Annotated in this window: 20 protein-coding genes; 13 read left to right on the top strand and 7 right to left on the bottom strand. The window is 71.7% G+C overall.

Translation table 11 applies throughout. The features are described 5' to 3' along the window. The first annotated feature begins 42 nt into the window (after positions 1-42). From MXD61_RS18585 to MXD61_RS18575, 3 genes are all read left to right on the top strand, one after another. Positions 43-894 carry an alpha/beta fold hydrolase gene (locus MXD61_RS18585; RefSeq protein ID WP_248814750.1) on the top strand — a complete coding sequence of 284 codons (852 nt, stop codon included), beginning with the start codon at positions 43-45 and terminating at the stop codon, positions 892-894. Between the two features lie 677 nt (positions 895-1,571). Beyond that, positions 1,572-3,089, top strand: coding sequence for a wax ester/triacylglycerol synthase domain-containing protein (locus tag MXD61_RS18580; RefSeq protein WP_248814749.1), 1,518 nt, complete (start codon positions 1,572-1,574; stop codon positions 3,087-3,089). Positions 3,090-3,162: 73 nt separating this feature from the next. After that, a complete protein-coding gene (locus MXD61_RS18575; RefSeq protein ID WP_248814748.1) occupies positions 3,163-3,435 on the top strand; it encodes a UBP-type zinc finger domain-containing protein in 273 nt (90 codons plus the stop codon). Here the strand turns inward: MXD61_RS18575 and MXD61_RS18570 are convergent. Then, entirely contained in the window at positions 3,416-4,276 is an 861-nt protein-coding gene (locus tag MXD61_RS18570; protein WP_248814747.1) for an enoyl-CoA hydratase/isomerase family protein, read from the bottom strand. The two genes, MXD61_RS18575 and MXD61_RS18570, sit on opposite strands and share 20 nt — an antisense overlap. 82 nt (positions 4,277-4,358) lie before the next feature. On the opposite strand from MXD61_RS18570, the gene MXD61_RS18565 reads away from it, so the two are divergent. Then, positions 4,359-4,829: a helix-turn-helix domain-containing protein gene (locus tag MXD61_RS18565; RefSeq protein ID WP_248814746.1), complete on the top strand. Its 471-nt coding sequence runs from the start codon at positions 4,359-4,361 to the stop codon at positions 4,827-4,829. A gap of 120 nt (positions 4,830-4,949) precedes the next feature. On the opposite strand, the gene MXD61_RS18560 is transcribed toward MXD61_RS18565, so the two are convergent. From MXD61_RS18560 to MXD61_RS18550, 3 genes are all read right to left on the bottom strand, one after another. Beyond that, positions 4,950-5,945: an aldo/keto reductase gene (locus MXD61_RS18560; protein WP_248814745.1), complete on the bottom strand. Its 996-nt coding sequence runs from the start codon at positions 5,943-5,945 to the stop codon at positions 4,950-4,952. Positions 5,946-6,040: 95 nt separating this feature from the next. After that, entirely contained in the window at positions 6,041-6,694 is a 654-nt protein-coding gene (locus tag MXD61_RS18555; protein ID WP_248814799.1) for a formylglycine-generating enzyme family protein, read from the bottom strand. A 492-nt stretch (positions 6,695-7,186) separates the two neighbouring features. Continuing rightward, the gene (locus tag MXD61_RS18550; protein WP_248814744.1) at positions 7,187-7,411 is read right to left on the bottom strand and encodes a hypothetical protein; all 225 of its coding nucleotides are present in this window, start codon (positions 7,409-7,411) and stop codon (positions 7,187-7,189) included. 247 nt (positions 7,412-7,658) lie between these two features. Between MXD61_RS18550 and MXD61_RS18545 the strand changes: the two genes are divergently transcribed. The 3 genes from MXD61_RS18545 to MXD61_RS18535 all read left to right on the top strand — a co-directional run bounded on the left by MXD61_RS18545 (position 7,659) and on the right by MXD61_RS18535 (position 11,479). Then, on the top strand, positions 7,659-8,177 hold the full coding sequence (locus tag MXD61_RS18545) for a hypothetical protein (protein ID WP_248814743.1): 519 nt from the start codon (positions 7,659-7,661) through the stop codon (positions 8,175-8,177). A 426-nt stretch (positions 8,178-8,603) separates the two neighbouring features. Next, complete coding sequence (locus tag MXD61_RS18540) at positions 8,604-9,770, top strand: hypothetical protein (RefSeq protein ID WP_248814742.1); 1,167 nt, start codon at positions 8,604-8,606, stop codon at positions 9,768-9,770. Next, positions 9,767-11,479, top strand: coding sequence for a Dyp-type peroxidase (locus MXD61_RS18535; RefSeq protein WP_248814741.1), 1,713 nt, complete (start codon positions 9,767-9,769; stop codon positions 11,477-11,479). The genes MXD61_RS18540 and MXD61_RS18535 overlap by 4 nt, the downstream gene beginning before the upstream one ends. A gap of 9 nt (positions 11,480-11,488) precedes the next feature. Here MXD61_RS18535 and MXD61_RS18530 read toward each other — a convergent pair whose 3' ends face one another. Continuing rightward, positions 11,489-13,744, bottom strand: coding sequence for an acyltransferase family protein (locus tag MXD61_RS18530; RefSeq protein WP_248814740.1), 2,256 nt, complete (start codon positions 13,742-13,744; stop codon positions 11,489-11,491). A 213-nt stretch (positions 13,745-13,957) separates the two neighbouring features. Here MXD61_RS18530 and MXD61_RS18525 point away from each other — a divergent pair, with 213 nt between their 5' ends. The 6 genes from MXD61_RS18525 (at position 13,958) to MXD61_RS18500 (ending at position 20,839) form a co-directional block, all read left to right on the top strand. Continuing rightward, complete coding sequence (locus MXD61_RS18525) at positions 13,958-14,446, top strand: nuclear transport factor 2 family protein (RefSeq protein WP_248814739.1); 489 nt, start codon at positions 13,958-13,960, stop codon at positions 14,444-14,446. Beyond that, complete coding sequence (locus MXD61_RS18520; protein ID WP_248814738.1) at positions 14,437-14,973, top strand: nuclear transport factor 2 family protein; 537 nt, start codon at positions 14,437-14,439, stop codon at positions 14,971-14,973. The genes MXD61_RS18525 and MXD61_RS18520 overlap by 10 nt, the downstream gene beginning before the upstream one ends. A 329-nt stretch (positions 14,974-15,302) precedes the next feature. Further along, on the top strand, positions 15,303-16,460 hold the full coding sequence (locus tag MXD61_RS18515; protein ID WP_248814737.1) for an FAD-dependent oxidoreductase: 1,158 nt from the start codon (positions 15,303-15,305) through the stop codon (positions 16,458-16,460). Positions 16,461-16,506: 46 nt separating this feature from the next. After that, positions 16,507-17,733, top strand: coding sequence for an LLM class flavin-dependent oxidoreductase (locus tag MXD61_RS18510; protein ID WP_248814736.1), 1,227 nt, complete (start codon positions 16,507-16,509; stop codon positions 17,731-17,733). Next, positions 17,730-19,106, top strand: coding sequence for an NtaA/DmoA family FMN-dependent monooxygenase (locus MXD61_RS18505; protein ID WP_248814735.1), 1,377 nt, complete (start codon positions 17,730-17,732; stop codon positions 19,104-19,106). Before MXD61_RS18510 ends, MXD61_RS18505 begins: the two co-directional genes overlap by 4 nt. 167 nt (positions 19,107-19,273) lie before the next feature. Further along, positions 19,274-20,839: an AAA family ATPase gene (locus MXD61_RS18500; protein ID WP_248814734.1), complete on the top strand. Its 1,566-nt coding sequence runs from the start codon at positions 19,274-19,276 to the stop codon at positions 20,837-20,839. A gap of 64 nt (positions 20,840-20,903) precedes the next feature. Here the strand turns inward: MXD61_RS18500 and MXD61_RS18495 are convergent, their stop codons facing one another. Continuing rightward, positions 20,904-21,584 carry a response regulator transcription factor gene (locus MXD61_RS18495; protein WP_248814733.1) on the bottom strand — a complete coding sequence of 227 codons (681 nt, stop codon included), beginning with the start codon at positions 21,582-21,584 and terminating at the stop codon, positions 20,904-20,906. Beyond that, positions 21,581-22,834 (bottom strand): sensor histidine kinase, encoded by a 1,254-nt coding sequence (locus tag MXD61_RS18490; protein WP_248814732.1) that lies wholly within the window; start codon positions 22,832-22,834, stop codon positions 21,581-21,583. The genes MXD61_RS18495 and MXD61_RS18490 overlap by 4 nt, the downstream gene beginning before the upstream one ends. Positions 22,835-22,919: the final 85 nt, after the last annotated feature.

Here is a 22,919-nt window from a genome sequence, read left to right as displayed (position 1 = left end):
CCGGGATTGATTTACATACAGTCAGTCCGTATGTTTTCTGCCATGGATGCCGCACCGCACGCCGCTGTCCTCGACCTCGCGCAGGGCCAGATCTCCTACCGCACGGCCGGCCCGCGCGACAGCGACCGTCCGCCGGTGGTGTTCCTGCACGGGCTGCTCGTCGACGGGCAGCTGTGGGAGGCCGTGGCCGCCCGCCTCGCCGAGCAGGGCGTGCGCAGCCACGCACCGACCCTCCCCCTCGGCGCCCACCCCACGCCGATGCGTCCCGAGGCGGACCTGACCCCCCGCGGCATCGCCCGGCTGGTCCTCGACTTCCTGGTGGCGCTGGACCTGCGCGACGTCACCCTGGTCGGCAACGACACCGGTGGCGCGATCGCCCAGTTCGTCCTGGCGACCGACGCCACCCGCATCGGCCGCGTGGTGCTGACCAACTGCGATGCCTTCGACACCTTTCCGCCGTTCCCGTTCACGCTGCTCGTGCGGCTCCTGCGGCATCCGGCGCTGGTCGCGGCGCTCGTGCCGGGGTCGCGGTCGGCGTGGCTACGGCACAGCCCGCTGGCGTTCGGCCCGTTGGCGAGCCGGCCGTTCGACCCGCGGGTGACCCGGGCGTGGGTCGCGCCGCTGGCCCAGCCCGCCGTCCGCCGCGACGCGGCGAAACTGGCCCGCGGCATCGACCCGGCCGACCTGCTCGAGGTCTCGGGCCGGCTCGCGAAGGTCGACGTGCCGGTGCGCGTCCTGTGGGGCGACGCCGACCGCTTCTTCCGCGTCGACCTCGGCCGCCGGCTGGCCGCCGCCTTCGCCACGGCGACCTTCGAGACCGTCGCGGGTGGCCGCACGTTCCTTCCCCACGACCACCCCGACCGCGTCGCCAGCGCCATCGTCGCCGCGACCTGAACGCGGACGCGGCGACTGTTCGAGCCGGTGATCTTCTGCGGGTTCGTGAACAGCGCGAGCAGCGGGCACTCCGTCTCGACGATCCGGTAGAGCTCGTCGATCCGCTCGGCGGGTGCCGGCGAGGTGACGGCAGCCCGGTAGGTGATGTGGTGCGGCTCCCGGGGCACCTGCTCGAAGACGTGGGTCAGGCAGCTGGCGAACCCACCCAGCACCAGCTCGGGTGAGCCGGGGCCGGGGCCGGGGCCGAGGTCGAACCCGGCGTGGTCGGGAGCCGAGTCGCTGAGGATCTGATGCTCACGGACCCGGATGCGCCGCACACCGCTGCGCCCCTCGGCGGCCGAATGGGCCCGCAACACCACGGGCAGGGCGTAGGTTCCCGCGGCGATCGCTCCTCGCGAGCCTGGATGGCCGCGCGCTTGTGGCCGAGGAACTCCCGCAGACCAGAGCCTGGGCCGGATGTCGAAGTGTCGGTCGTGGGCATGGTTCTCCCTCCAGAAATGGTGGTCTGACACTCCGCCCGATTCCTACCGGGCCCGGTGACCACACCTGGCTACACTTCCGAGCGGACACGGACGATTGCCCGTGGGCACCGGGATTCTTTCGGAAGAAATGGACGATGCCACCACGTCCGACCTTTCCATCTCCGTCCGAGGTGGATATCGCCGAGAGGGGCGGGAATGACCCAGATATCAACACATGTCGCCGGAGCCAGGTCAGGAACCAGCAGGCCGCTGACGACCGGGGACCGCGCATTCCTGTCGTTCACGCTGCAGTATCCCGGCGAGTTCCTGGAGGGAGGCGTGGTGCTCTGCGTCGAGGACCCCGGGCTGACCGAGCGCGACCTGCGCGCGCACGTCGCGGCACGGCTCGCCGAGGCACCGGCGCTCACCGAGCGCCTCGTGCGGCCGATCGCGTCCGCCCCCGCACCCGGTGACGTCGTCTGGCAGCATGACGACGCCCTCGATCTCGACTACCACGTGGGTGTGCTGGACCTGCCCGCCTACAGTGCGGCGGGCGGCCTACGGGCCGCGCTGGACGACCTCGCCACCCGACCGCTCGACCTGGAACGCCCGCTGTGGCGGCTCTGGCTGCTGCGCGGTCACAGCCCCACCGAGGTCGCGATCGTCTACCGGTTCAGTCACATCCATCAGGACGGCAGTGCCGCGCACCAGGCGCTACACCTGCTGTTCGGCGACGGGCACGGAGCGGCACGGCGCACACTGCGGACCTTCGACGTACCGCACGCCCGCGACTACGCGCGGATGGCCGCCAGCATCGCCCGCAGCCTGCCCCGCACCCGCCAGCTCGCGTCCTGGGGCGGGCCGCCGCGCGGTGCCGCCCGGCACACCTGGGCGCTGACCGAACTGGACCGGCTCCGGCGGATCGCCCGACGCGAGAGCGTCACGGTCAACGACGTCTATCTCGCGGCGGTCGCCGGCGCCGTGCGCACCTGGTCCCTGCCCGAGTGGACGCCCCCCACACCCACCGGGGCGGATCGCTCCCGCGGGGCCGGCCGCATCCGCCACGCCATGACGCGCATCCCTCGCCAACGCGCCTTCTACACGGCGATGCCGATCAATGTGCGCACCCCGGACGAGCAGGAGGTCCTGTCCAACTTCACCCTGGCCACGCGGGTGCCGCTGCCCTGCACCGAGGCCGATCCGCGGCGCCGGCTCGCCCTGGTCGCCGCACAGACCCGGCGGGCCAAGGCGGACGGCCGGTTCGGCGTGATCGAACGCAGAATGCTGGACAGAACGCCGCCGGGCATATCCCCCCGCACCTTCGCGCTGATGGTGGCCGCCGGAGCCCGCCCGGCCGACACCGCCCTGTTCACAAGCAACGTGGGAACGATGTGGGGTCCCTACACGGTGGCTGGCCGCCCGGTCAGCACCCTGATCGGCATAGCGCCCATGCTCGTGGGCCGCCAGCACCTGTCGGCCGCCCTGTACGGCCTGGACGGCCAGCTCTGCGCGACGTTCACCGCCAGCGCGAGCGTCCCCGGGCACACGGAGCTGGCCGGTCACTGGCTCGCCGAACTCGCCGCCCTCGAGGGCTCCCCCCGGCCCGGCCCGCCAGTCGCCACCACCACGCCCCCGGTTCCCCCGAGGCCGCCGGTTATCCCGACCCCCCGCACCGCGCCGCCTCAGCACACGGCGCGACAGGACGCGGGGCGGCGCTCGTCCCAGGTCTCGTAGAGTCGGCGATCGGCGGCCCGGCCCACCGGATCGGCTGGTGAGCCGACCCGCGTATCCCCAAGGAGCCGAGCGGATGAGCGAACCCTGTACCCACCTGGCCTCCGCCACGGTGACCGACCTGCCCGCCGCGATCCGCGGCTGCCAGGAATGCCTGGCCAGCGGTGGCACCTGGGTCCACCTGCGGATGTGCCGCGGCTGCGGGCGGATCGGCTGCTGCGACAGCTCGCCCAACCAGCACGCCAGCCGGCATGCCGCGACCGCCCGCCATCCCATCGCCCGCTCGGCCGAGCCCGGCGAGCGGTGGAGCTGGTGCTACGTCGACGAGGTCATGGTCGGGACACCCTGACTCCCCCAGCTGTGATCGGCCCGAACCGCTCGTCGATCAGGCCCTCGAGGTCGAGTTCACCGGCCCTGGTCTGCGCGCCGGCGGCCAGGGCGACGGTGAACCGCTCGGCGGCGGCCGGGCCGGTGAACAGCGGCCAGAGCAGTTCGCCCTCGGCCGTGAGCCCGTCGGCGAGGGGCAGCACCGCGGCGGCGTCCACCGCCTTCTTGGCCGCGGCGACGGCGGGCCAGGGGTGCGAGGCGATCCGCAGCGCCAGCCGCTCGACGAAACCGTCGAGTTCCGCTGCCGGCAGGGCCCGGTTGACCAGGCCGTATCGCTGTGCGGTCGCGGCGTCGAGAAGGTCCGAGCCCAGAATCATCTCCAGGGCGCGGGAACGGCCGAGCAGGCGTGGCAGCAGCTGGGTGCCGCCCCCGCCGGGCAGGATGCCCAGGCTCACCTCGGGTTGCCCGAACCACGCCTGCCCGCTGGCGGCGAAGCGCATGTCCAAGGTCAGCAGGAACTCGTGGCCGCTACCGCGCACGCTCCCTGCGACCTTGGCGATGGTGACCTGCTCCAGGCTCCGGTAACGCGCGAGCAGGCCCGGCCCGGGGCCCGCCAGGAAACCCTGCGCCACCGCCGGGTCGACGACCAGACGCATGTCGCCGTGCCCCAGGTAGAACTCCGGGTTGGCGCTTTCGAACACGATGACCCGCACCGTGTCGTCGGCTCGCACCTCGGTGTGGAAACGGTCGAGATCGGCGATCAGCGCCTCGTCGAACAGGTTGAGCGGTGGGTGGTCGAAGACGACGAACGCGACCCCCGCCTCCCGCCTGACCGTGAGCGTCTCGTACGTGTCGTAGCCCATCCGCGACTCCCCTGACTTCGATTTTCCTAGCCAGGAGACTAGCTCACTTCTCGATCAGAAGTCAGAGGGTACGATGGCCCGCGTGGAATGGACAGATGTCGATCTTGACAATTGCTCCATCGCGAAGGCGCTCGAGGTCGTGGGAGCGCGATGGACCATCGTCGTCCTGCGCGAGGCGTTCAACGGAGTACGTCGCTTCGAGGACTTCCAACGACATCTGGGCGTCTCACCGTCCGTGCTCAGCCAGCGCCTGCGGAGCATGACCCGCGACGGGCTCCTCGAGCGCGTGCCCTACCGCGAGGAGGGCGACCGCGAACGCCACGAGTACCACCCCGCCGCCAAGGCGTGGGATCTGTATCCCGTCATCGTCGGCCTCATGCAGTGGGGCGATCGCCATCGCGACGACGGCGCCGGCGCCCCCGTGCACCTGATCGACGCGGCCTCCGGCAAGCCGGTGATCGCGGCCATCGTCCCCTTCGACAGCCCCACCTGCGCCCCGTCCGACCTCATCGTGCGCCCCGGGGACTGCCTGCGCGTCCTGCCCGACCACTAGCCACGGCCGGTGCGGCTCCTCGGCGAGGTGAGCGCGCCCGCGTCGCGCTGTCACGCGGGCGCGCTCAGCCCCGCCCCGCAACGACGCGGCGGACGCGGCGGATGCGGCGGATGCGGTGCGCTACCAGGCGAAGTGTTCGGGGGCCGTCCGGTAACCCGGGAAGATCTCGTTGAGGCGGGCGAGCGCCTTGTCGTCCAGCTGGACCTCGAGCGCCCGGACGGCGTCGTCCAGCTGCTGCTGGACGCGTGGGCCGACGATCGGCGCGGTGACCGCCGGCTGGTGCAGCAGCCAGGCGAGCGCGACGTCCCCGGGCTCGTGGCCGAGCTCGGCGGCGAAGTCCTCGAAGGCCTCGATCTGCGGCCGCTTGGCCGCCAGGGTCTGCGCGGCGCGACCCTCGAGGCGCCGCCGGCCGTCGCGTTCCCTGCGCACCACACCGCCGAGCAGCCCGCCCTGCAACGGCGACCACGGCAGCAGACCCACACCGTAGTGCGCGGCGGCGGGCAGCACCTCGAGCTCGATCTCCCGGGTGAGCAGGTTGTAGATCGGCTGCTCGCTGACCAGGCCGAACGTCCCCCGGCTGGCCGCGGCGGCCTGCGCCTGGGCGATGTGCCAGCCCGCGAAGTTGCTGCTGCCGACATAAAGGATCTTGCCGGCCGTGACGGCGACGTCGATGGCCTGCCAGATCTCGTCCCACGGGGTGTCGCGGTCGACATGGTGGAACTGGTAGAGGTCGATGTACTCGGTCTGCAGCCGGGTCAGGCTCGCGTCCAGCGCCCGGCGGATGTTCAGCGCCGAGAGCCGACCCTCGTTGGGCCACTCCCCCATGGCACCGTAGACCTTGGTGGCCAACACCGTGCGCTCCCGGCGCCCACCGCCCTGCGCGAACCAGCGACCGATGATCGACTCGGTGTAACCCCGGCCCTCGCCCTGACCCGACGTGCCGGCCGAACGCAGACCGTAGGCGTTGGCCGTGTCGAAGAAGTTGATGCCGTACCCGTGCGCCGCATCCATGATCGTGTGGGCGTCGGCCTCGCTGGTCAGCGGGCCGAAGTTCATCGTGCCCAGGCACAGACGCGACACGGACAGACCGGAACGACCAAGCTGTTTGAACTGCATCCTGGACGAAGTCCTCTCCGATGAGGGATCAGCCGGCGCCCGACCACACCGGCACCGCGCCACCACGCAGTCTTCACCTTCGAGCGCGCTCCAGGTCAATCCCCCGCGGAACGCGCGAGGCGGAAGCCGACGTCGTCGACCTGGAAGTCCGGATGGCCACGGCGACGCACGGATGCCCGGCAGCTCCAGTGCTCGTCGAACCAGCCGCCGCCCCGCAGGACCTTGTAGTCGCCGTAGACCTCGGTGTCATAGGTGTCCCAGCACCAGTCCCAGACGTTGCCCAACATGTCGTACAGGCCCCACGGATTCGGCGCCCTGCCCCCCACCTCGCGCAGGCGCTCCCCCGAATTGCCGCGATACCAGGCGATCTCCTCGAGCGTGCCATATCTCGGGCCGGCTGTCCCGGCGCGGCAGGCCCGTTCCCACTCGGCCTCGGTGGGCAGCCGGTACCCCTCGGCGGCGACGTCCCACTCGACCGCACCCTCGCCCACGCCGACCCGGTAGACGGGAGTCAGCCCTTCCTGACGCGACAGCGCGTTGCAGAACCGGACCGCGTCCCGCCAGGAGACGCTTTCCACCGGCAGCCGACCGCCCCGGGCCGCGCTCGGCCAGGCGCCGGTGACCCGCGCGTACAGCTCCTGTGTCACCGGAAACACGCCCAGGCGAAACGCCTCGACCTCGACCGACCACGTTCGCCGCGTCCGCCGATCCGACAGCGTCACCCACCCGGCCGGAATCGCGACCAGCAGACTTTCCACGCCCGGAGGCTAACGTGACCGAAGACGTCATCGCAGAGCTGATGTTCGTCGACCAGACGACCGTCTGATGTACCCGGCCAGCATCAGTGCCACTGTGAGGGCTAGCGCGATCACGGCGAAACCTTGAGAGCGCCTTTCTCGTTTCAGTCTCAAACCGAATATGGGCCAGGTATGCACGGTGTTCTCCTAGGGAGGTCAGGCGGGATCGGGTCAGGCATCGCTCACAGCAGTCAACGACAGCCATTACGCGAACTTGCCGCAGCCCTGGGTGGGGGCCGGTCAGGGTGAATCTCGGAGCGGAGGCCGCGACCGCGCCGAACCCGCGCAGGGCAGCGGCCGTCAGGTCGATCTCGTCCTGCCAGAGCGCCGGGTCCAGACCGGTGCGCTGATCGCTGCGGGACGCCCGCATGCTACCCGGATCCCCGCCGGCCAGGGCGGAGGTGTGGAGGCCCAGGCAGGTGCGGACATGCGAGGCGAAGGCGGTCAGGACCGCACCTGCTCCTCGACCTCGCCGGGCAGGTCGTAGACCCGGCTGCCGTCCACCACGAACAGATGCGCCCCGTGCGCGCTGTGGAACAGGTGGGCCTCGGCGGCGGCACCCGGCGCCGCGTTCGGCGGGTGCCGGTCGTCCGGCTCGGGGTGTCCGTCCGCGGCGGACGCCGGGGGCCACTGCGGGGGGCGGCGGCCGATCTGCAGCAGGACGCTCACGTGCCCGCCTCGATATCCCGCCGCAGCGCGGTGCTCCAGGCCCGGAGCAGGTCGTGCTGCCGCAGGGTGAGGCGCAGAGGACGCGCTCGAACAGGTCGCGGACCTCCAGCGTGGTGCGGTCGGTGTCCGCCACGTAGGCGGGTCGAGGACGTCGGCGCGCCGGACCCGGTCGGTCAGGCCGTCCGCGGCCGAGGTGAACGGGCGCTGGCCGGGTGCGAAGTCCGGCGCGCGGGCGACGATGCGGGCCGTGGCGCTCAACCCGGCCGGCCGCTGCGGCCCCGCGGGCAGGACGACCCGCACCGTGCCGCCGCAGACATCGTCGACGAGACCGAGACCGGAGTTGCCCTGCGCACCCGCGAACAGCTCGCGCGGGTTGGTGCGTGGGTCGTCGCCGCTGGCGGCGTCCGGTGTCGTCCCCGGCGATGCTCACCGTCGCGACGATCCGGTCGTCGTCGACCTGGGTGTAGTGGTGCGCCTTGAGGTTGGCGACCTCGACCTCCCAGCGCACATCGGCGAGCGCGCGGCCGGCGGCGGCGAGGACCTCGACAGTGATCGGCCCCTCCCGGGCCACGCCGTCGACCGTCCAGGCGCCGTGCAGTTCGAAGAACGGGCACACCGGACGGAAGCCCGCGGCGTCCTTGAACGTCACCGCCGCGGGCCGCCGGACGGTGACCGTGCCGTCCTCGGTGACCTCCAGGGTCTCGACCGGCTGGACCGTCATACGCCCGGTCCCCGCGACGACAGGTCGTTCGGACCCCAGCGGTAGTTGTCACACGGGGTGGGCGACGGGTCTCCTGTTCTTCTGCTACGCCCGCGCGCCGGCGTTTCCCGCTGCCGCGCACATCCCTTCGGACCGGGAATCCTGGAATCCGCCGACGGAGTCGGCTACGGCTATCTTTCGGCGTTCACCGGCGATTCCACGAACTCACCGCGATGACATTTTCCCGCTCATCCCGTGCGTCATCGTCCCGACCACGCGCGGAAATCCCGGCCATCGCGGACCGGATGACAGGAAGGTGGTTATTCCACGCTCAGATCTATCACATTGATGCCACCGGACACCATCCCTTGGATGCCGCCACGCGGGCGGCTGTCGTCCGACGGACAGTGGGCGTTTCCCGCCACCGACGCCCCCTCTCCCATGCGAGTATCCGCCTGCCCCCCAAAGCTTCCGACCAGATGGGAGACGCAGGTGCCAGTCGTGTTCGGACCCCCCGGCGGTCTCGATGACTTCACCGCCATACCTGGCCAGAAAACCGCCTGGCACACCGCTATGTCGGTTTTCTTCGACCAGGCGGTCGCCAGAACCGAACAGTCCGTCGGCCGCGGCAACAGCCAGTTCTTCAATCCGGCCCGCATCGATCCGGCAGCCCCGGTCACCAGGCACGTCATAAGCTGGACCGGTTTTCCCAGGAGCCTGCTCGACGGCGCGAGCGAAGCCCAGGCCCACAAGGAGGCCGAGCAGCTGCTGGAAGGTGTGGTCGGCACCCGCCGGGTGCGTTTTCGCCCCCAGGACGAATATCTCGAGTGGCACGCCACCCGCGATGTCGACGGCCGCCTCCTCGCCGTCGACTTCACCTGCGAGGGGCCGGAGTACTGGACCGCGTTGGCGCACGGCTACCCGGACGGTGTCCGCCCCGGGCCCGGCACGCCCACGGCCCGGGGCAGTATCGCGAAGGTGCTCGAGCTGTACCGGCGTTACGTCAGCCCGCGGGTGCGGCGTGAGGACCTGCTGCTCCGTGGCCGCTACGACCCGTGGAACCGGTGGAACACCGAATCCGGCGCGATGCACCTGACCCATCCCAGCAACTCGTTGCAGGCCGAGATCTTCCTCGCCGCGGACGCGACGGTGACCCGCCAGCGGGGCGGCCAGGTCCTCACCGACGCCGACGAACTGATCGGGTGCGCACGCTACGGCGTGGCGACCCGGGCCAGTGACCCGACGATCGGCGCGGCGGTCAACGGCCTCGCCCGGCTCGGTGCCCGGGTGTCCCTGCTCGCCCCGGTGGGCCTCTACATCGACTCGCTCGACACCACCGGCTGGTCCAGGCCCGACGGCACCCCGGTGGGCGACTACTGGCGTGTGCTGCGCGGTTCGGGTGACGCGGCCGTGCGGGTGCGTTACGAGGTTCCGGCCAGCGAGGGTTTCGTGCTGGGCGACATCCGCATCGGCGGCGAACCGATCGAGTACGCCGGGCAGATCGCCGAGCATGTGACGATGAAGCTCACCGGGATCGCGGCCGAACGTGGCCGGCACACCCGGCCCGCGCGGCCCTGCGAGGCGGCCTCGCCCCCACCGCCCGCCACCCTGGCCGCTACCAAGACCGAACCCGTCGAGCCGGGAACCCGGCTTCGGTGAGCGCACCCACGCGTCCCCCCGGTGCGACCGGTGCGACCGGTGCGACTGGCCTGGCCAGCTCGGCCGGTGCGACCAGGCAGGCCGGCGCCGCGGAAACAGGCCACGTGGCCGTCGAGCCGGTGCTTGCCGCGCACGAGATCCAGGGTGACGTCCTCGCCGGTTTCCGCAAGGACAACGCCGTCTACCTGTTCCTGCGCATCACCGACACGTCCGGTGCGCGCCGGGCGCTGACAGCGCTGCTGGGGCGGGTCAGCCCGCTGGTCGACGTCGCCCGGTTCAACCGTCTGTTCCGGTCGGTGCGCCGGCGCCGGGGCGAGGTACGTGGATCGCTGAGCGCCACCTGGCTGAACATCGCCTTCACCGCGACCGGGCTGGCCGCGCTCGTCGGCGAGGAGGCGGTGCGTCAGTTCGACGACGACGCGTTCCGGCTGGGGCTGGCCGCCCGGTCGGCGTTGCTGGGCGACCCGACCGACCCCGCCTCGGCCGGTCATCCGGGCAACTGGCGTGTCGGCGGGCCGACGAATCCGGTCGACGCCGTCGTCATCGTCGCCGGTGACAGTCCGGCGGACCTGACGGCGACCGCCGCCTGGGTGAGCGACATCGCCACCCGCCCGCACGAAGGCGCCCCGTCCGGTTTCGCCGTGGTCTTCGAGCAGCGCTGCGCGGCCCGGCCGGACCTGCCCGGTCACGAGCACTTCGGCTTCCGGGACGGGGTGTCCCAGCCGGGTCCGCGCGGCCGGCTGGGCGATGGTCCGGACGACTACCTCGTCCCCCGGGTCATCGCCCCCGGCGACCCCCGCTCCCGGTTCTTCGGCCGCCCCGGCGAACGGCTGGTCTGGCCGGGCGAGTTCGTACTCGGCCTGCCCCGCCAGCCACTGCCACCGCGCGACGAGTTCGACCCGCTGCCCGGTGCGGTCGCCGGACCCGCCTGGGCCCGCGACGGCTCCTACCTGGTCATCCGACGTCTACGGCAGGACGTGGCCGCGTTCACCTCGTTCCTGGACGAGACCGCGGCCCGACTGCGCCGCGACGGTACCTTCCCCGATCTCACCGCGGACCGGCTCGCCGCCCTGCTCGTGGGCCGCTGGCCCAGCGGGGCGCCGCTGGTACGCACGCCGCTGACGGACGACCCGGCTCTGGGCGCCGACGACTTCGCCGTCAACGACTTCTCCTACCTGACGGCGGAACCGCCCTGCCCGCTGCGGCCGGGTGTGCATCCGCCCGACCGCTTCCCGGCGACGATCGCGGACCCGCAGGGGCGTCTGTGCGCGCATGCCGCCCACATCCGCAAGGTCAACCCGAGGGACCAGGCCACCGATCTCGGTGGTGCACGCACCACCCTGCACCGGCGCCTCCTGCGCCGCGGGCTGCCCTTCGGCCCGCCGCTGACGACCACGGTCGACGACGAGGTGGACCGCGGCCTGCTCTTCGCCTCCTACCAGGCCTCCATCGAGGACCAGTTCGAGTTCGTCTCGCAGAACTGGGTGAACCGCACCAACCGGCCCTCCGCGGACCCCGGCGGCCACGACCTCATCCTGGGTCAGGCCGCGGCGGCCCCCGGACGGCGACGCGTCACCTACCTCCTCGACGCGGCCGGCGATCCCGTGGAGATCACCACGGCGACGGAGTGGATCACACCGACGGGCGGCGGATACTTCTTCGCCCCGTCCATCTCCGCCCTGCGCGCCCTCGCCCAGCCCCCCGCCTGACACGTCCGCCTATCGCACCGACTCGTGCTCGACGGGACGTATGTGGTCGCCGACGTGGCGCGCGGGCGCCAGGGTGGGGGCGCTGTGCAGCGCGGCGGCCAGCGCTGGTCCGAGATAGGGGGCGAGCAGCCGCGCGTAGGTGTCCGAGAGGTGGCTCCAGTCGCGGTAGACGAGCGTGTTCCCGACGACCAGCGGGCAGCCGTCGGCGGTGCACAGCCAGCCGGTCGGGTCGATGAGCAGTGCGCCGCCGTCGCGAGCCCCGCGGTTGTCGATCTCCCGGGCCGCCGAGGTCAGTCTCGACGCCGCGATCGACACCGCGCACGCCGAGATCTTCGACGGATGCCGGGCCAGACAGTCCAGGACGTTGAACCCGGGGAACGGGGTGTCCCGCAGGAAGGCGACGCCCGCGCCGGTCGCGCGCAGGTCCCGCATCAGCCCGGTCATCGCCGCCGGGCCCTGACCAGCCAGCTGCGCGCGTGCCTGCGAGCCGACCACGACCAGGTTCGGCCGCAGCTGGACGATCTTTCGCAGGACGGCGGCCCGCCAGGTGTCACACTCGGTGTACGTGCGGCCGAGAGCGTCCTCGAAGTAGTCCGGATACGGCGCCGGCGGGCAGTCGGCCTTGGCGAACAGGACGACCCGCCAGTGCCGTTGCGCCCCGACGGCGTCCAGCGGCGCGGACCACTGGCTGGCGTGCGAGTCGCCGAACAGCACGACCGTCCTCGACCCGGACGGATCCCCGACGACACAGCCGGTCGGCGCGGTCTGCGCGAACATCGCGAGGCACCGGTTGGCCTGGTGGTCGTCCCGCGCACCGTCCAGGGTGGGGGTGAGGTCCGAGGGCAGCCGGTCGACCCGAAGCGCACGCCGCAGCAACGAGGTGAGCGGGCCCGCCGTGACCCCGTCGAAGCCGGACTCCGCCGACAGCCTGACCAGCGCCGCCCGCAGCACGCTCTCGGCGGCCGCCGTCGGTGCGACCGCCGGGCTCCCCAGCGGACGCGCCGGTGCCGCGACAGTCGCTGCCGGCACCGTGACCAGGGCGGCGGCCAGAATCGAGGTCGTACCGGCCACCGCCACACACGACGCGCCGAAGCCAAGACCCAGCAGCGGGCGGCGGACCAGCACCGGCCGGGACCGGGCCGGTCTCTCCACCAGCCGGTAGGTGAGCGCGGCGAGCAGCAGCGACGCCACGGCGGCCGCCGACCGCTGGGCGGTGGACAGCGGACGGTCGGCCGCCTGCGCCCAGATCTGCAGCAGCGGCCAGTGCCAGAGATACCAGCAGTAGCTGAGCCGGCCGAGCAGCCGCAGCGGTGCCCGGTCGAGCACCAGCCCGGCGCCGTGCGTCGCGGCGGCGCCACCACCGGCGATGACGCAGGCGGTGGCGAGCACGGGCAGCGACGCGGCGACACCCGGGTAGGGCACGCCCCCGTCCAGCAGGAGGGCGGCGGTGAGAATCCCGGCCAGACCCACCCAGGTCAGCAGCGATGCCAGCACCGGACGCGGCCGCCCACGGCGCTGCCCGCAGATCGCGACCACCGCGCCCACCGCGGGCTCCCAGATCCGGGTGTGTCCGCCGAAGTACGCCCACGGCGCCGACCGCCCCGTGACGATCACGTTGAGCGCGAACGAGCTCGCGGCGACGGCGAGGAAGACCAGGAGCACCGCTCGATCCGCGGTGCGCGGATGTGCCCGTCCGGTCTCGTCCGCCGCCCGCCACCGCGTGCCCAGGGCGCGCAGGCGGGCCGGTGCGGCGACGGCGACAACGATCAGCACCGGCCAGACGAGGTAGACCTGTTCCTCCACCGCCAGCGACCAGAAGTGCAGGAACGGAGACGGTGCGCCGCCGGCATGGAAGTAGTCGGTCGCCTCGCGGGCGAACACGAGGTTGATGACCGAGAGAATCGCCCATATCCCCTCGCGGGCGATGGTCTGCAGCCGCAGCGGCGACAGCCAGATCCACGACGCGAGGGTCGTCACGACGACCACCAGGGCGGCCGCGGGGATGATGCGCCGTGCCCGGCGTGCGTAGAAGCGCGGCAGCGATATCCGACCGGTTCTCGCCCGTTCCCGTTGCAGTTGCCGGGTGATGAGGAAACCGGAGATCACGAAGAAGACGTCGACGCCCACGAATCCGCCGGGAACGCCCAGAGCCGCGTGGTCGAGAACGACCAGGAGCACCGCGACCGCGCGCAGGCCCTCGATGTCCGACCGGAAGTACCGCTCCTCGCTCCCCGACCGGCACCCGCGCGGACACCGTTCGATCACGTCAGACAGCCAGGTCGCACCCGGCGATAGTCGCGCGCCGCTTCCCCGCCGCCAACTCGAGCGGTCGGTTCGGCCACACCCGACGGCGACAAAGAAGAAAGCCAGAATCGTCGAGTTCTCCGGATGGATGACCGGAGAACACGATCACCCGCGGCAGCAATATTTCGGTAACAAAGGAGCGCGGACCCCGCCGGGCGGATTAACGTGCCGGTCATGACGACAGATCACATCGCGGGACATCTGCGCGCCGGCGGCCATCCGCCCGGCGGTGTGCGCGACCATGCCGATGTCCGGGTGCGTCAGCACAGCCTGCCGCGGACGTACACCGCGTTCGCGGCGCTACCGGACGCGACCGGCGAACAGACCGCCGCGGTGGTGCAGGTCCTGGCGCGTTACGGCCATGCGATCGACACCGGCGACGCGAGTCTGCTGGCCCAGGTGTTCCTCGACCCGCCGGGCCTCGACCCGACCACCGCCTCCCCCGCCCATCACACCGTCAACACCGAGGTGAAGCGGGTTCCCGGTGGCCTGGCCGCGTGGAGTCGGCTGCTGACGATCGCCGGTGACGGCAGCGTCGCGAGTGCCGACGCCGTCGACAGCCTCGTCGAGACAGCCGACGGCTGGCGGGTGGCCACGCGGACCGTGCATCCGCGCCACGGCGGACCGGCCGTCATCACCGACGGGACCGCTCCATGGGCGTAGACGCCTCCGCCGCGCACACCCCGACCCCGATCACACCGGACCCGCACGCGCAGGATAAGCCGAGCGTCGTGGGCTCCACGGTCGCGCAGGTGCGGATCGTGCCGGTCGACGCGGCGACCTACGCCGAGGTCAGCGAACTGCTCGCCCGCCATGCGCACCTGTTCGACAACGCCGCGGCCGCGACCACACCGGCGGCGTACACCGACGACGCGACGCTCGCCGGGGTCCCGCTGGACCGGATTCTCGACGGATTCCCCGCCGACCGGGTGATGTTCCCGCATCACACCACCGACATCGTCGTCCACCGGATCGACGACGACACGCTGCGGGTGTGGGCGAAATACCTGATCATCCGCGGTGACGGCACGGCCGGCTCCGGCGACTACCAGGACACCGTGGTCCGCGTCCCGCGAGGCTGGCGGATCGCCGAGCGGGCCGTCAGCCGCGGCGACCGGCCCGCGGACGATCCCGACGGCCCGTCGACGCGCACCCTGTCCACAGCCACGTGGCTCGCCCCGGGGAACTGACATCCCGGCCGAGCCGCGTCCCCAGGCCGGGAGGCGGACCGACCGTCGACGAACCGGCCATCGGCATGGCTTTTCCCACCAGGAATAGCGGCGCTCCGCGGCCACATCATGCCCTGATACACCCCGGCGGACCAGACACCCGCGACCACAGAAATATTCGAGACACAAAGCAACAACAAACCTCGACTGCCTTTGGCCGACCAAAAGCGGGACCATGGACAAAGCCCTCGTCGCGGTCTAGTTTTCTGGACCAGATCCTTTGTCCGCTCGCCGATCCGCGGGCCGAGCGCCGCATCGCGTAGGTGTTGGACCCGGGGGGAGTTGTCGGTGTGAGCGTCCAGCGGGTGGATGTCGTGGTGCTCGGCGGCGGGGCCATGGGGTCGGCCGCCGCCTGGCAGCTGGCCCGCCGCGGGGTCGAGACGGTGCTGCTCGAACGGTTCGCCGCCGGGCACACCCGAGGCGCCTCACACGGGGCGTCCCGGATCTTCCGCCTCGTCTATCCCGACGTCGGCTACATCCGGCTCGCCCAGCGCGCCCTCGTCGGCTGGCGGGAACTCGAGGAGCTCACCGGCACGGCCCTGCTCACCGTCACCGGCGGGCTGGAGCACGGCGGCGACCCGGTCCTTGACCAGGTCGCCGAGGCCGCCGCCGAGGCCGGGGTGGGTGCGCGGTGGCTGACTCCCGAGCAGGCCGCCGACCGCTGGCCCGGGCTGCGCTTCGACACCCGGGTGCTGTTCCATCCGGAATCCGGCCGGTTGCACGCCGACCGCGCGGTGGCCGCGCTACAGGCGAGCGCGGCCCGCCACGGCGCCGAGGTGCGACACGAGACACCGGTGCGTGCCCTCACCGTGCGGGGCGACGACGCCGTCGAGATCCACACCCACGATGACGTGTACCTCGCCCGACGGGTCGTCGTCGCCGCCGGAGCCTGGACGACGACGCTGCTCGACGGCCTCGTGGCGCTGCCCACGCTGCGCGTCACCCAGGAGCAGCCCGCGTGTTTCGCCCCGCTCCTCCCCTCCGGAACCGACGGGGCGGACGGGGCGGACGGGGCGGACGGGGCGGACCCGTGGCCGAGTTTCGTGCATCTGTTCGGCGCGGGAAGGCGGGAGTTCGATGCCTTCCACGGCGGCGTCTACGGGCTGCGCACCCCGGGCCAGGGCATCAAGGTCGGTTTCCACGGCGCCGGCCCGGTGGTCGACCCGGACCAGCGGGACTTCGCCGCGGAACCGACCCAGCTCGCCGCGTTGCGGGAGTACGTCCGCCAGTGGCTGCCCGGTGTGAACCCGGACGTCTGCCATCCGATCAGCTGCACGTACACGACGACGCCGGACAGCCATTTCGTTCTGGACCGCCACGGCCCGGTGGTCGTGGCGGCGGGATTCTCCGGCCACGGTTTCAAGTTCGTCCCGGCCATCGGCGCCGTGCTCGCCGAACTGGCCCTCGACGGCACACGTCCCGATTCCCGATTCGCCGCCACCCGCTGATCCGGCGCGTGCGCGGGCCGCGTCCCCACAGAAAGCGGTGATCACGATGTCCGAGAACGATCCGCTGCATCTCGCCGTCGCCCTGGACGGAGCAGGCTGGCACCCGGCCGCCTGGCGGGCGCCGTCGGCCCGGCCGACACAGTTGTTCGCCCCGGGCTACTGGACCGACCTGGTGCGGGAGGCCGAGCGCGGTCTGCTCGACTTCGTGACGTTCGAGGATGCCCTGAACCTGCAGTCCACCCAGATCGACGGCGCCCCGGACGGCCGCACCGACCTGGTGCGCGGCCGGCTCGACGCGGTGCTCATCGCCTCCCGGGTGGCCCCGCTGACCTCCAGGATCGGTCTGGTGCCGAGCGTGTCGACGCTGAGCACCGAACCGTTCCACATCTCCAAGGCCATCGCGACCCTGGACTTCGTCAGCGGCGGCCGGGCCGGCTGGCGGGTCCAGGCCAGCCGGCCCCGGGAGGCTCTGCACATCGGCCGCCGGGCGCCCGACCCGCCGCTGCACCCCGACACCTTCGGCACCCCCGAGATCCAGGCCTACATCACCGAGACGTTCGACGAGGCGAGTGAGCACGTCGAGGTGGTCCGCCGGCTCTGGGACAGCTGGGAGGACGACGCGGAGATCCGCGACGTCGCCACCGGCCGGTTCCTCGACCGCGACCGGCTGCACTACATCGACTTCGAGGGCCGGTGGTTCTCGGTCCGTGGACCCTCGATCACCCCCCGGCCGCCGCAGGGCCAGCCGCTGGTCACCGTGCTCGGCCACATCTCGGCCCCCTACCGGCTCGGAGCCCGCCTCGGCGACGTCGTCTACGTGACCCCACGCGACATCGACCATGCCCGTGCCATCGTCGCCGAGATCCGCGCCGAGCAGGACAGCGCCGGACGGGCTGGGCAGACCGTGCACATCTTCGCCGATCTGATCGTCGTGCTCGACGACGACGGCGACGCCGCCCGGCAGCGGCTGGGCCAGCTCGACAGCCTCGTCGAGCAGCCACCCCGCTCCGATGCGATCACCGTCGCCGGTTCCCCGGGTGAGCTGGCCGACCTGCTGCTCGACTGGCAGGCCGCGGGCATCACCGGCTACCGGCTGCGCCCCGCGGTGCTGCCCGTCGACCTCGAGGCGATCAGCCGCGGGCTCGCCCCCGAACTCGCCCGCCGCGGCCGGTTCCGCACCGCCTACACCGCCGACACCCTGCGCGGCCACCTCGGCCTGCCCCGACCCGCCAACCGCTACGCCACCACCAGGATCGAGGCCGCAGCCCGATGACGACTCCCCGCAAGCAGATCATCCTCGGCCACTATGTCGGCGGCGTGAACCATCACACCCTGTGGTCGCACCCGCGGGCCGGCAGCCAGATCGACTTCGCGTCGTTCCGGCACGCGGCGCGGACCGCCGAACGCGGGAAGTTCGACTTCTTCTTCCTCGCCGAGGGGCTGATCCTGCGCGAACGACTCGGCCAGATCTTCGACCAGGACGTCGTCGGCCGGCCGGACACCCTGCCGGTCCTCACCGCGATCGCCGCCGTGACCGAGCATCTCGGGCTGGTCGGCACCCTCAACGCCACCTTCAACGAGCCGTACGAACTGGCCCGTCAGCTCGCCTCGCTGGACCATCTCAGCGGTGGCCGGGCCGGCTGGAACGTGGTGACCTCCTTCGACGCCTTCACCGGGCAGAACTTCCGCCGCGGCGGTTTCCTGAACCGGGACGACCGGTATGTGCGGGCCCAGGAGTTCGTCGCCCTCGCCCGGCAGCTGTGGGACTCCTGGCCCGCGGACGCGATCGCCGCGGACACCGCGCGGGGCCGTTTCCTGCGCGCGGCGGACGTCGGCGTGTTCGGCCACCACGGTCACCAGTTCGACGTCAGCGGGCACTTCAACGTCCCGCGCAGTCCACAGGGACGTCCGGTGGTCCTCCAGGCCGGGGTCTCCGACCAGGGCCGGAACTTCGCCGCCGCCACCGCGGACGCGATCTTCTCCCCGTTCCACGAGCTCGGGCCGGCGCAGGAGTACTACCGCGACATCCAGGCCCGGGTCGTGCGCGCCGGCCGGCCGGCGGGCTCGGTGAAGCTGCTGCCGGGCGGCTCGTTCGTCCTCGGTGACACCGCCGCCGACGCGACCGAGCGGGCCCGCGAGGTCGCCCGCGCCCAGGTCAGCGGGCAGACCGCGCAGATCCTGCTGGAGACCGTGTGGAACCGTGACCTCTCCGGTTACGACCCGGACGGCCCGCTGCCCGACGTCGACCCGGACCCGACCGGCCCGCCGGTGATCCAGGGTCGGGCCCGGCTCGCCCAGGACCCGTTCGAGACCGTGCGGCAGTGGCGGGCGCTGGCAGCGCAGCACCGGTACTCGCTGCGTGAGCTCGCGATCCGGGTGTTCGCGCACACCGAGTTCGTCGGCACCCCGACCGAGATCGCCGACCGGCTCGACCACTTCGTGCAGAACGACGGTTCCGACGGTTTCATCGTCGGCTCGCACCTCACCCCCGGTGGGATCGACGAGTTCGTCGACCGGGTCGTCCCCCTGCTGCAGGAACGCGGCTCGCTGCGCGCCGAGTACACCGGCGCGACGTTGCGCGACAATCTGGGCATCCCGCTGGCTCCGGTCGGCGCCGACCGCGAGACGGCGGGCGCCGTCGGCTGACGGCCCGTCCACCGGCGAGCCTCGAAGGTGGGCCCGACGCGGCGGCACCGGATCTCCATCCCGATCCCAGCCACTGATCACAGCAGGTTCCGTAGAGTTGCGATCAGTGGTCTGGGGCCGGGAGGTGACAAGTGGTAGCCCGTTCGTTCAACACGACGGGGCCGTGCGTGCCAAGCGATCACTACATGATCCCGGCATCGGCGCGACTCCCGGAGGTACCCGAACTCGTCCAGGAAAAGAAGTACTTCGTCGTACACGCCCCACGACAGACCGGTAAAACGACAGCGCTACGCGCGCTGGCCACCGAACTGACCGCGAGTGGTCGTTTCGCGGCGGTGGTCCTGTCGATGGAGGCCGGCCAGCCCTGGCCCGATGACATCGGTGCGGCCACTCGGGCGATTCTCACCGGCGCGCGTCGCACGGCGCGCACCAACCTACCGGCCGAGCTGCGTCCACCACCCTGGCCGGAAAGCTGGGAGGAGGGCCTGCTCTCGGATGCCTTCGCCGCCTGGAGCGAGTCCTGTCCGCGACCTCTCGTGCTTTTCCTTGATGAGATCGACGCGCTGAGTGGACGGACACTTCTCAGCGTGCTCCGTCAACTTCGAGACGGTTTCGCCGATCGCCCCATCGGATTTCCGGCCTCGGTCGCGCTCTGCGGGCTGCGTGACGTCCGCGACTACAAAATCGCCTCAGGTGGTAATCCCACCACGATGGCGTCCCAGAGCCCGTTCAACATCACCGTGGCGTCGCTGCGACTGGGTGACTTCACTCTCGACGAGGTCCGCGACCTCTACCGCCAGCACACCACTGACACCGGCCAGCGGCTCACTCCCCAGGCCGTCGAATACGCCTATGCGCTGACCATGGGCCAACCATGGCTGGTCAATGCTCTCGGCTATGAGATCACCAGCCGGATGAGAGTTCCCACGACGACATCGATCACCACCGACCACATCGACGAAGCCACCGAGCGGATCATCCTCACCCGCGCGACTCACGTGGACTCGCTCCTCGACAAGCTCCGCGACCCCCGGGTACGGCGGATCATTGAGCCGATCCTCGCCGGCACCGAGTTCAGGTTCGACCCGTTCTCCGATGACCTCGCCTACACCACCGACCTCGGCCTGGTCCGACGCACCACCGCAACCGTCGAAATCGCCAATCCGCTCTACCGCAACGTCATCACCCGGGTCCTCGCCGACGGCCTGTTCGACGGCGTCGTCGGCGCACCAGCACCGCACTCGTTCGCTCTGCCCGATGGCCGCCTCGACCTCGACAGGCTCCTGGCCCGCTTCACCGAATTCTGGCACCGCACCGAGGACGTTCTCACCGCCGACGAGCCCTACCGCGAAGTGACTCCCCATGTCACCCTGCTCGGATACCTCGACCGCGCCATCAACGGCAATGGTTTCGTCGACCGTGAATACGGCGTCGGCCACGGCGCCATGGACCTCCTCATCCGCTGGCACCACGCAGGCCCCGACGGCAGGCCCACCGTCCAACGCGAGGCGCTGGAGCTCAAGACCCACCGCCCCGGCAGCACCGACCCCACCGACCCCACCGAGGCCGGCATCCGCCAGCTCGACAGCTACCTGCTCCGCCTTGGCCTTCCCGCCGGCCATCTCGTGATCTTTGACCAGCGACCAGCCGAACGCAAACGCATCAACACCGAACTCGGCGCCCAGACCATCACCAGCCCCGCCGGACGAACCATCACAGTCGTACGCATATAGACAAACGTCCACGTAAGCGACACGCCGGACGGTGAAAGCCCGGGGACAGGCGGGACGCGGCCGGTCAGGGCTGGTGTCCGGGTCTGGCGCCCGGGCGTACCAGACCCGATTCGTACGCCACGATCGTCAGCTGCACGCGGTCTCGGACGTCGAGTTTCGTCAGCAGATGACTGACATGGGTCTTGGTGGTGGCCAGGCTGATGTGCAGGCTCTGGGCGATCTCCGCGTTCGACTGGCCCTGCGCGACCGCCACCAGCAGTTCACGTTCCCGGGCGGTGAGGCGGGCGACCGGTTCGCGGTGCCGGTCGGACAGGGTCGGCTGACCGGCGAAATAGGTGATCAGCCGGCGGGTGATGCGGGGTGCCAGCAGCGCTTCCCCGGTCGCGACGACCCGCACGGCGGCCAGCAGGTCGGTGGCGGTGACGTCCTTGAGCAGAAAGCCGCTCGCTCCGGCCCGCAGCGCGTCGTGGACATGACTGTCGAGGTCGAACGTCGTCAGGATCACCACCCGGGTGTTCGCGGTGGCCGGGTCGGCGACGATCCGGCGGGTCGCCGTCACCCCGTCGAGGTTCGGCATCCGGATGTCCATCAGCAGCACGTCCGGCCGGGTCCGGCGGGCCAGTGCGATGGCTTCCAACCCGTCCGCGGCCTGACCGGCGACCTCGATGTCCGGCGCGGAGTCGAGCAGTGCGACGAATCCGCTGCGGACCAGTTCCTGGTCCTCGGCGACCCCCACCGTGATCATTCGGTGCTCGGAGCGGGGATGTGGGCCCGGACCTGGAAGCCACCCGCCGGCCGGCCCGCGGCCACCAGGGTGCCCCCGAACAGCGCGGCACGTTCACGCATCCCGGTCAGGCCGTGACCGGGATGGGGCGGGACGGTGGACGGGCCGGGCCCGTCGTCGGTCACCACCAGCTCGACGGCGTCCGGCTGGTAGGTGATGACGACGTCGGCGGTGGCGTCCGCGGCATGTCTGAGCACGTTGGTCAGCGCCTCCTGAATGATCCGGTACCCGCACGCCTCGGCCGCCGGGGACAGGCTTCGGGCTGTGCCCTCGGTGCGCCACCGGACGACCAGCCCGGTGGCGCGGACCCGTGCCACGAGCGGTTCGATGTCGGCCAGCGTGTGCGCCGGCGCGCTCGTGACCTCCGGGCCGTCCCGGGTGACCGCGTCGATCCCGGCGGCTGTTCCCGGCGTGCCATCCGGCGGGCCGCCGCCGTCGGGACCGTCGTCGCGCAGCACCGACAGCAGCTGGCGCAGCTCGTCGAGGGCCTCCCGGGCGCTGGTGCCGATGACCCCGAGGGAGCGCTGGGCGGCCCCCGGATCGGTACTGGCCAGGTGTTCCCCGACGGTCGCCTGCACGGCGATGACGCTGACCGTGTGGGAGAGGATGTCGTGCAGTTCGCGGGCGATCCGAAGCCGCTCCTGCGAGACCACCAGGGCCGCCCGGCCGGCCTCGAAACCGGCCCGTTCCTCGGCGGCCGCGGCCCGGGCGACCAGACTCCCGCGCCGGCTGCGGACCAGCCGGCCGGCCACCCAGAACACCGTGAGCAGGCCGAAGGTCCAGCCCACGTTCGACCGGTCCAGCCCCGGTGGGCGGCTCGCCACGACGATGCCGAAGCCGCCGAGCGCGACCCCCAGACCGGGCAGCGCGACCGGCAGATCACGGCTGTCGGCCAGCGAGAGCAACAGCCCGCAGACCACGAACGGCAGCGCGTCGGTGATGTCGTAACGCAGCACCGTGGCGACAACCACGGCGGCGGTGCAGACCGTCAGGGCCGCGAGCGGTGCCACCCGCCGCCACCCGACGGCCATCGTCGCCGTGACCGTCAGCGCCACGGCCGCCGTGTCCGGCGCGGTGAACCCGGTCTCGCGCCACGACACGTGCAGCACCGCCCAGACCACCAGTGGCGTCAGGACCAGGGCCACCGCCAGATCCGGCCACGGCGGACGCGGGCCGACCGGGGACGGCCGGGCAGTGATCGTCGCGCGCACGGGGCGAGCGTATGCCGGCCGTTTCCCGGTCCGCATCGTTCCCAGGGATGACGCCGGGGCGGCCTCCGGTCAGTCCCGGGACGCC

It is taken from the genome of Frankia sp. AgPm24 (genome assembly GCF_023243055.1).
Classification (GTDB): domain Bacteria; phylum Actinomycetota; class Actinomycetes; order Frankiales; family Frankiaceae; genus Frankia; species Frankia umida.
The sequence above is the reverse complement of the archived record's forward strand: the minus strand, read 5'-3'. Positions and strand labels throughout refer to the sequence as shown.

What these genes read in the sequence shown, in the direction of transcription:
- MXD61_RS18510 (WP_248814736.1), top strand. Translation starts at nt 16,507, where the DNA reads ATGTCCGAGAACGATCCGCTGCATCTCGCCGTCGCCCTGGACGGAGCA.
- MXD61_RS18520 (WP_248814738.1), top strand. Translation starts at nt 14,437, where the DNA reads ATGGGCGTAGACGCCTCCGCCGCGCACACCCCGACCCCGATCACACCG.
- MXD61_RS18505 (WP_248814735.1), top strand. Translation starts at nt 17,730, where the DNA reads ATGACGACTCCCCGCAAGCAGATCATCCTCGGCCACTATGTCGGCGGC.
- MXD61_RS18585 (WP_248814750.1), top strand. Translation starts at nt 43, where the DNA reads ATGGATGCCGCACCGCACGCCGCTGTCCTCGACCTCGCGCAGGGCCAG.
- MXD61_RS18580 (WP_248814749.1), top strand. Translation starts at nt 1,572, where the DNA reads ATGACCCAGATATCAACACATGTCGCCGGAGCCAGGTCAGGAACCAGC.
- MXD61_RS18575 (WP_248814748.1), top strand. Translation starts at nt 3,163, where the DNA reads ATGAGCGAACCCTGTACCCACCTGGCCTCCGCCACGGTGACCGACCTG.
- MXD61_RS18560 (WP_248814745.1), bottom strand. Translation starts at nt 5,945, where the DNA reads ATGCAGTTCAAACAGCTTGGTCGTTCCGGTCTGTCCGTGTCGCGTCTG.
- MXD61_RS18525 (WP_248814739.1), top strand. Translation starts at nt 13,958, where the DNA reads ATGACGACAGATCACATCGCGGGACATCTGCGCGCCGGCGGCCATCCG.
- MXD61_RS18495 (WP_248814733.1), bottom strand. Translation starts at nt 21,584, where the DNA reads ATGATCACGGTGGGGGTCGCCGAGGACCAGGAACTGGTCCGCAGCGGA.
- MXD61_RS18570 (WP_248814747.1), bottom strand. Translation starts at nt 4,276, where the DNA reads ATGGGCTACGACACGTACGAGACGCTCACGGTCAGGCGGGAGGCGGGG.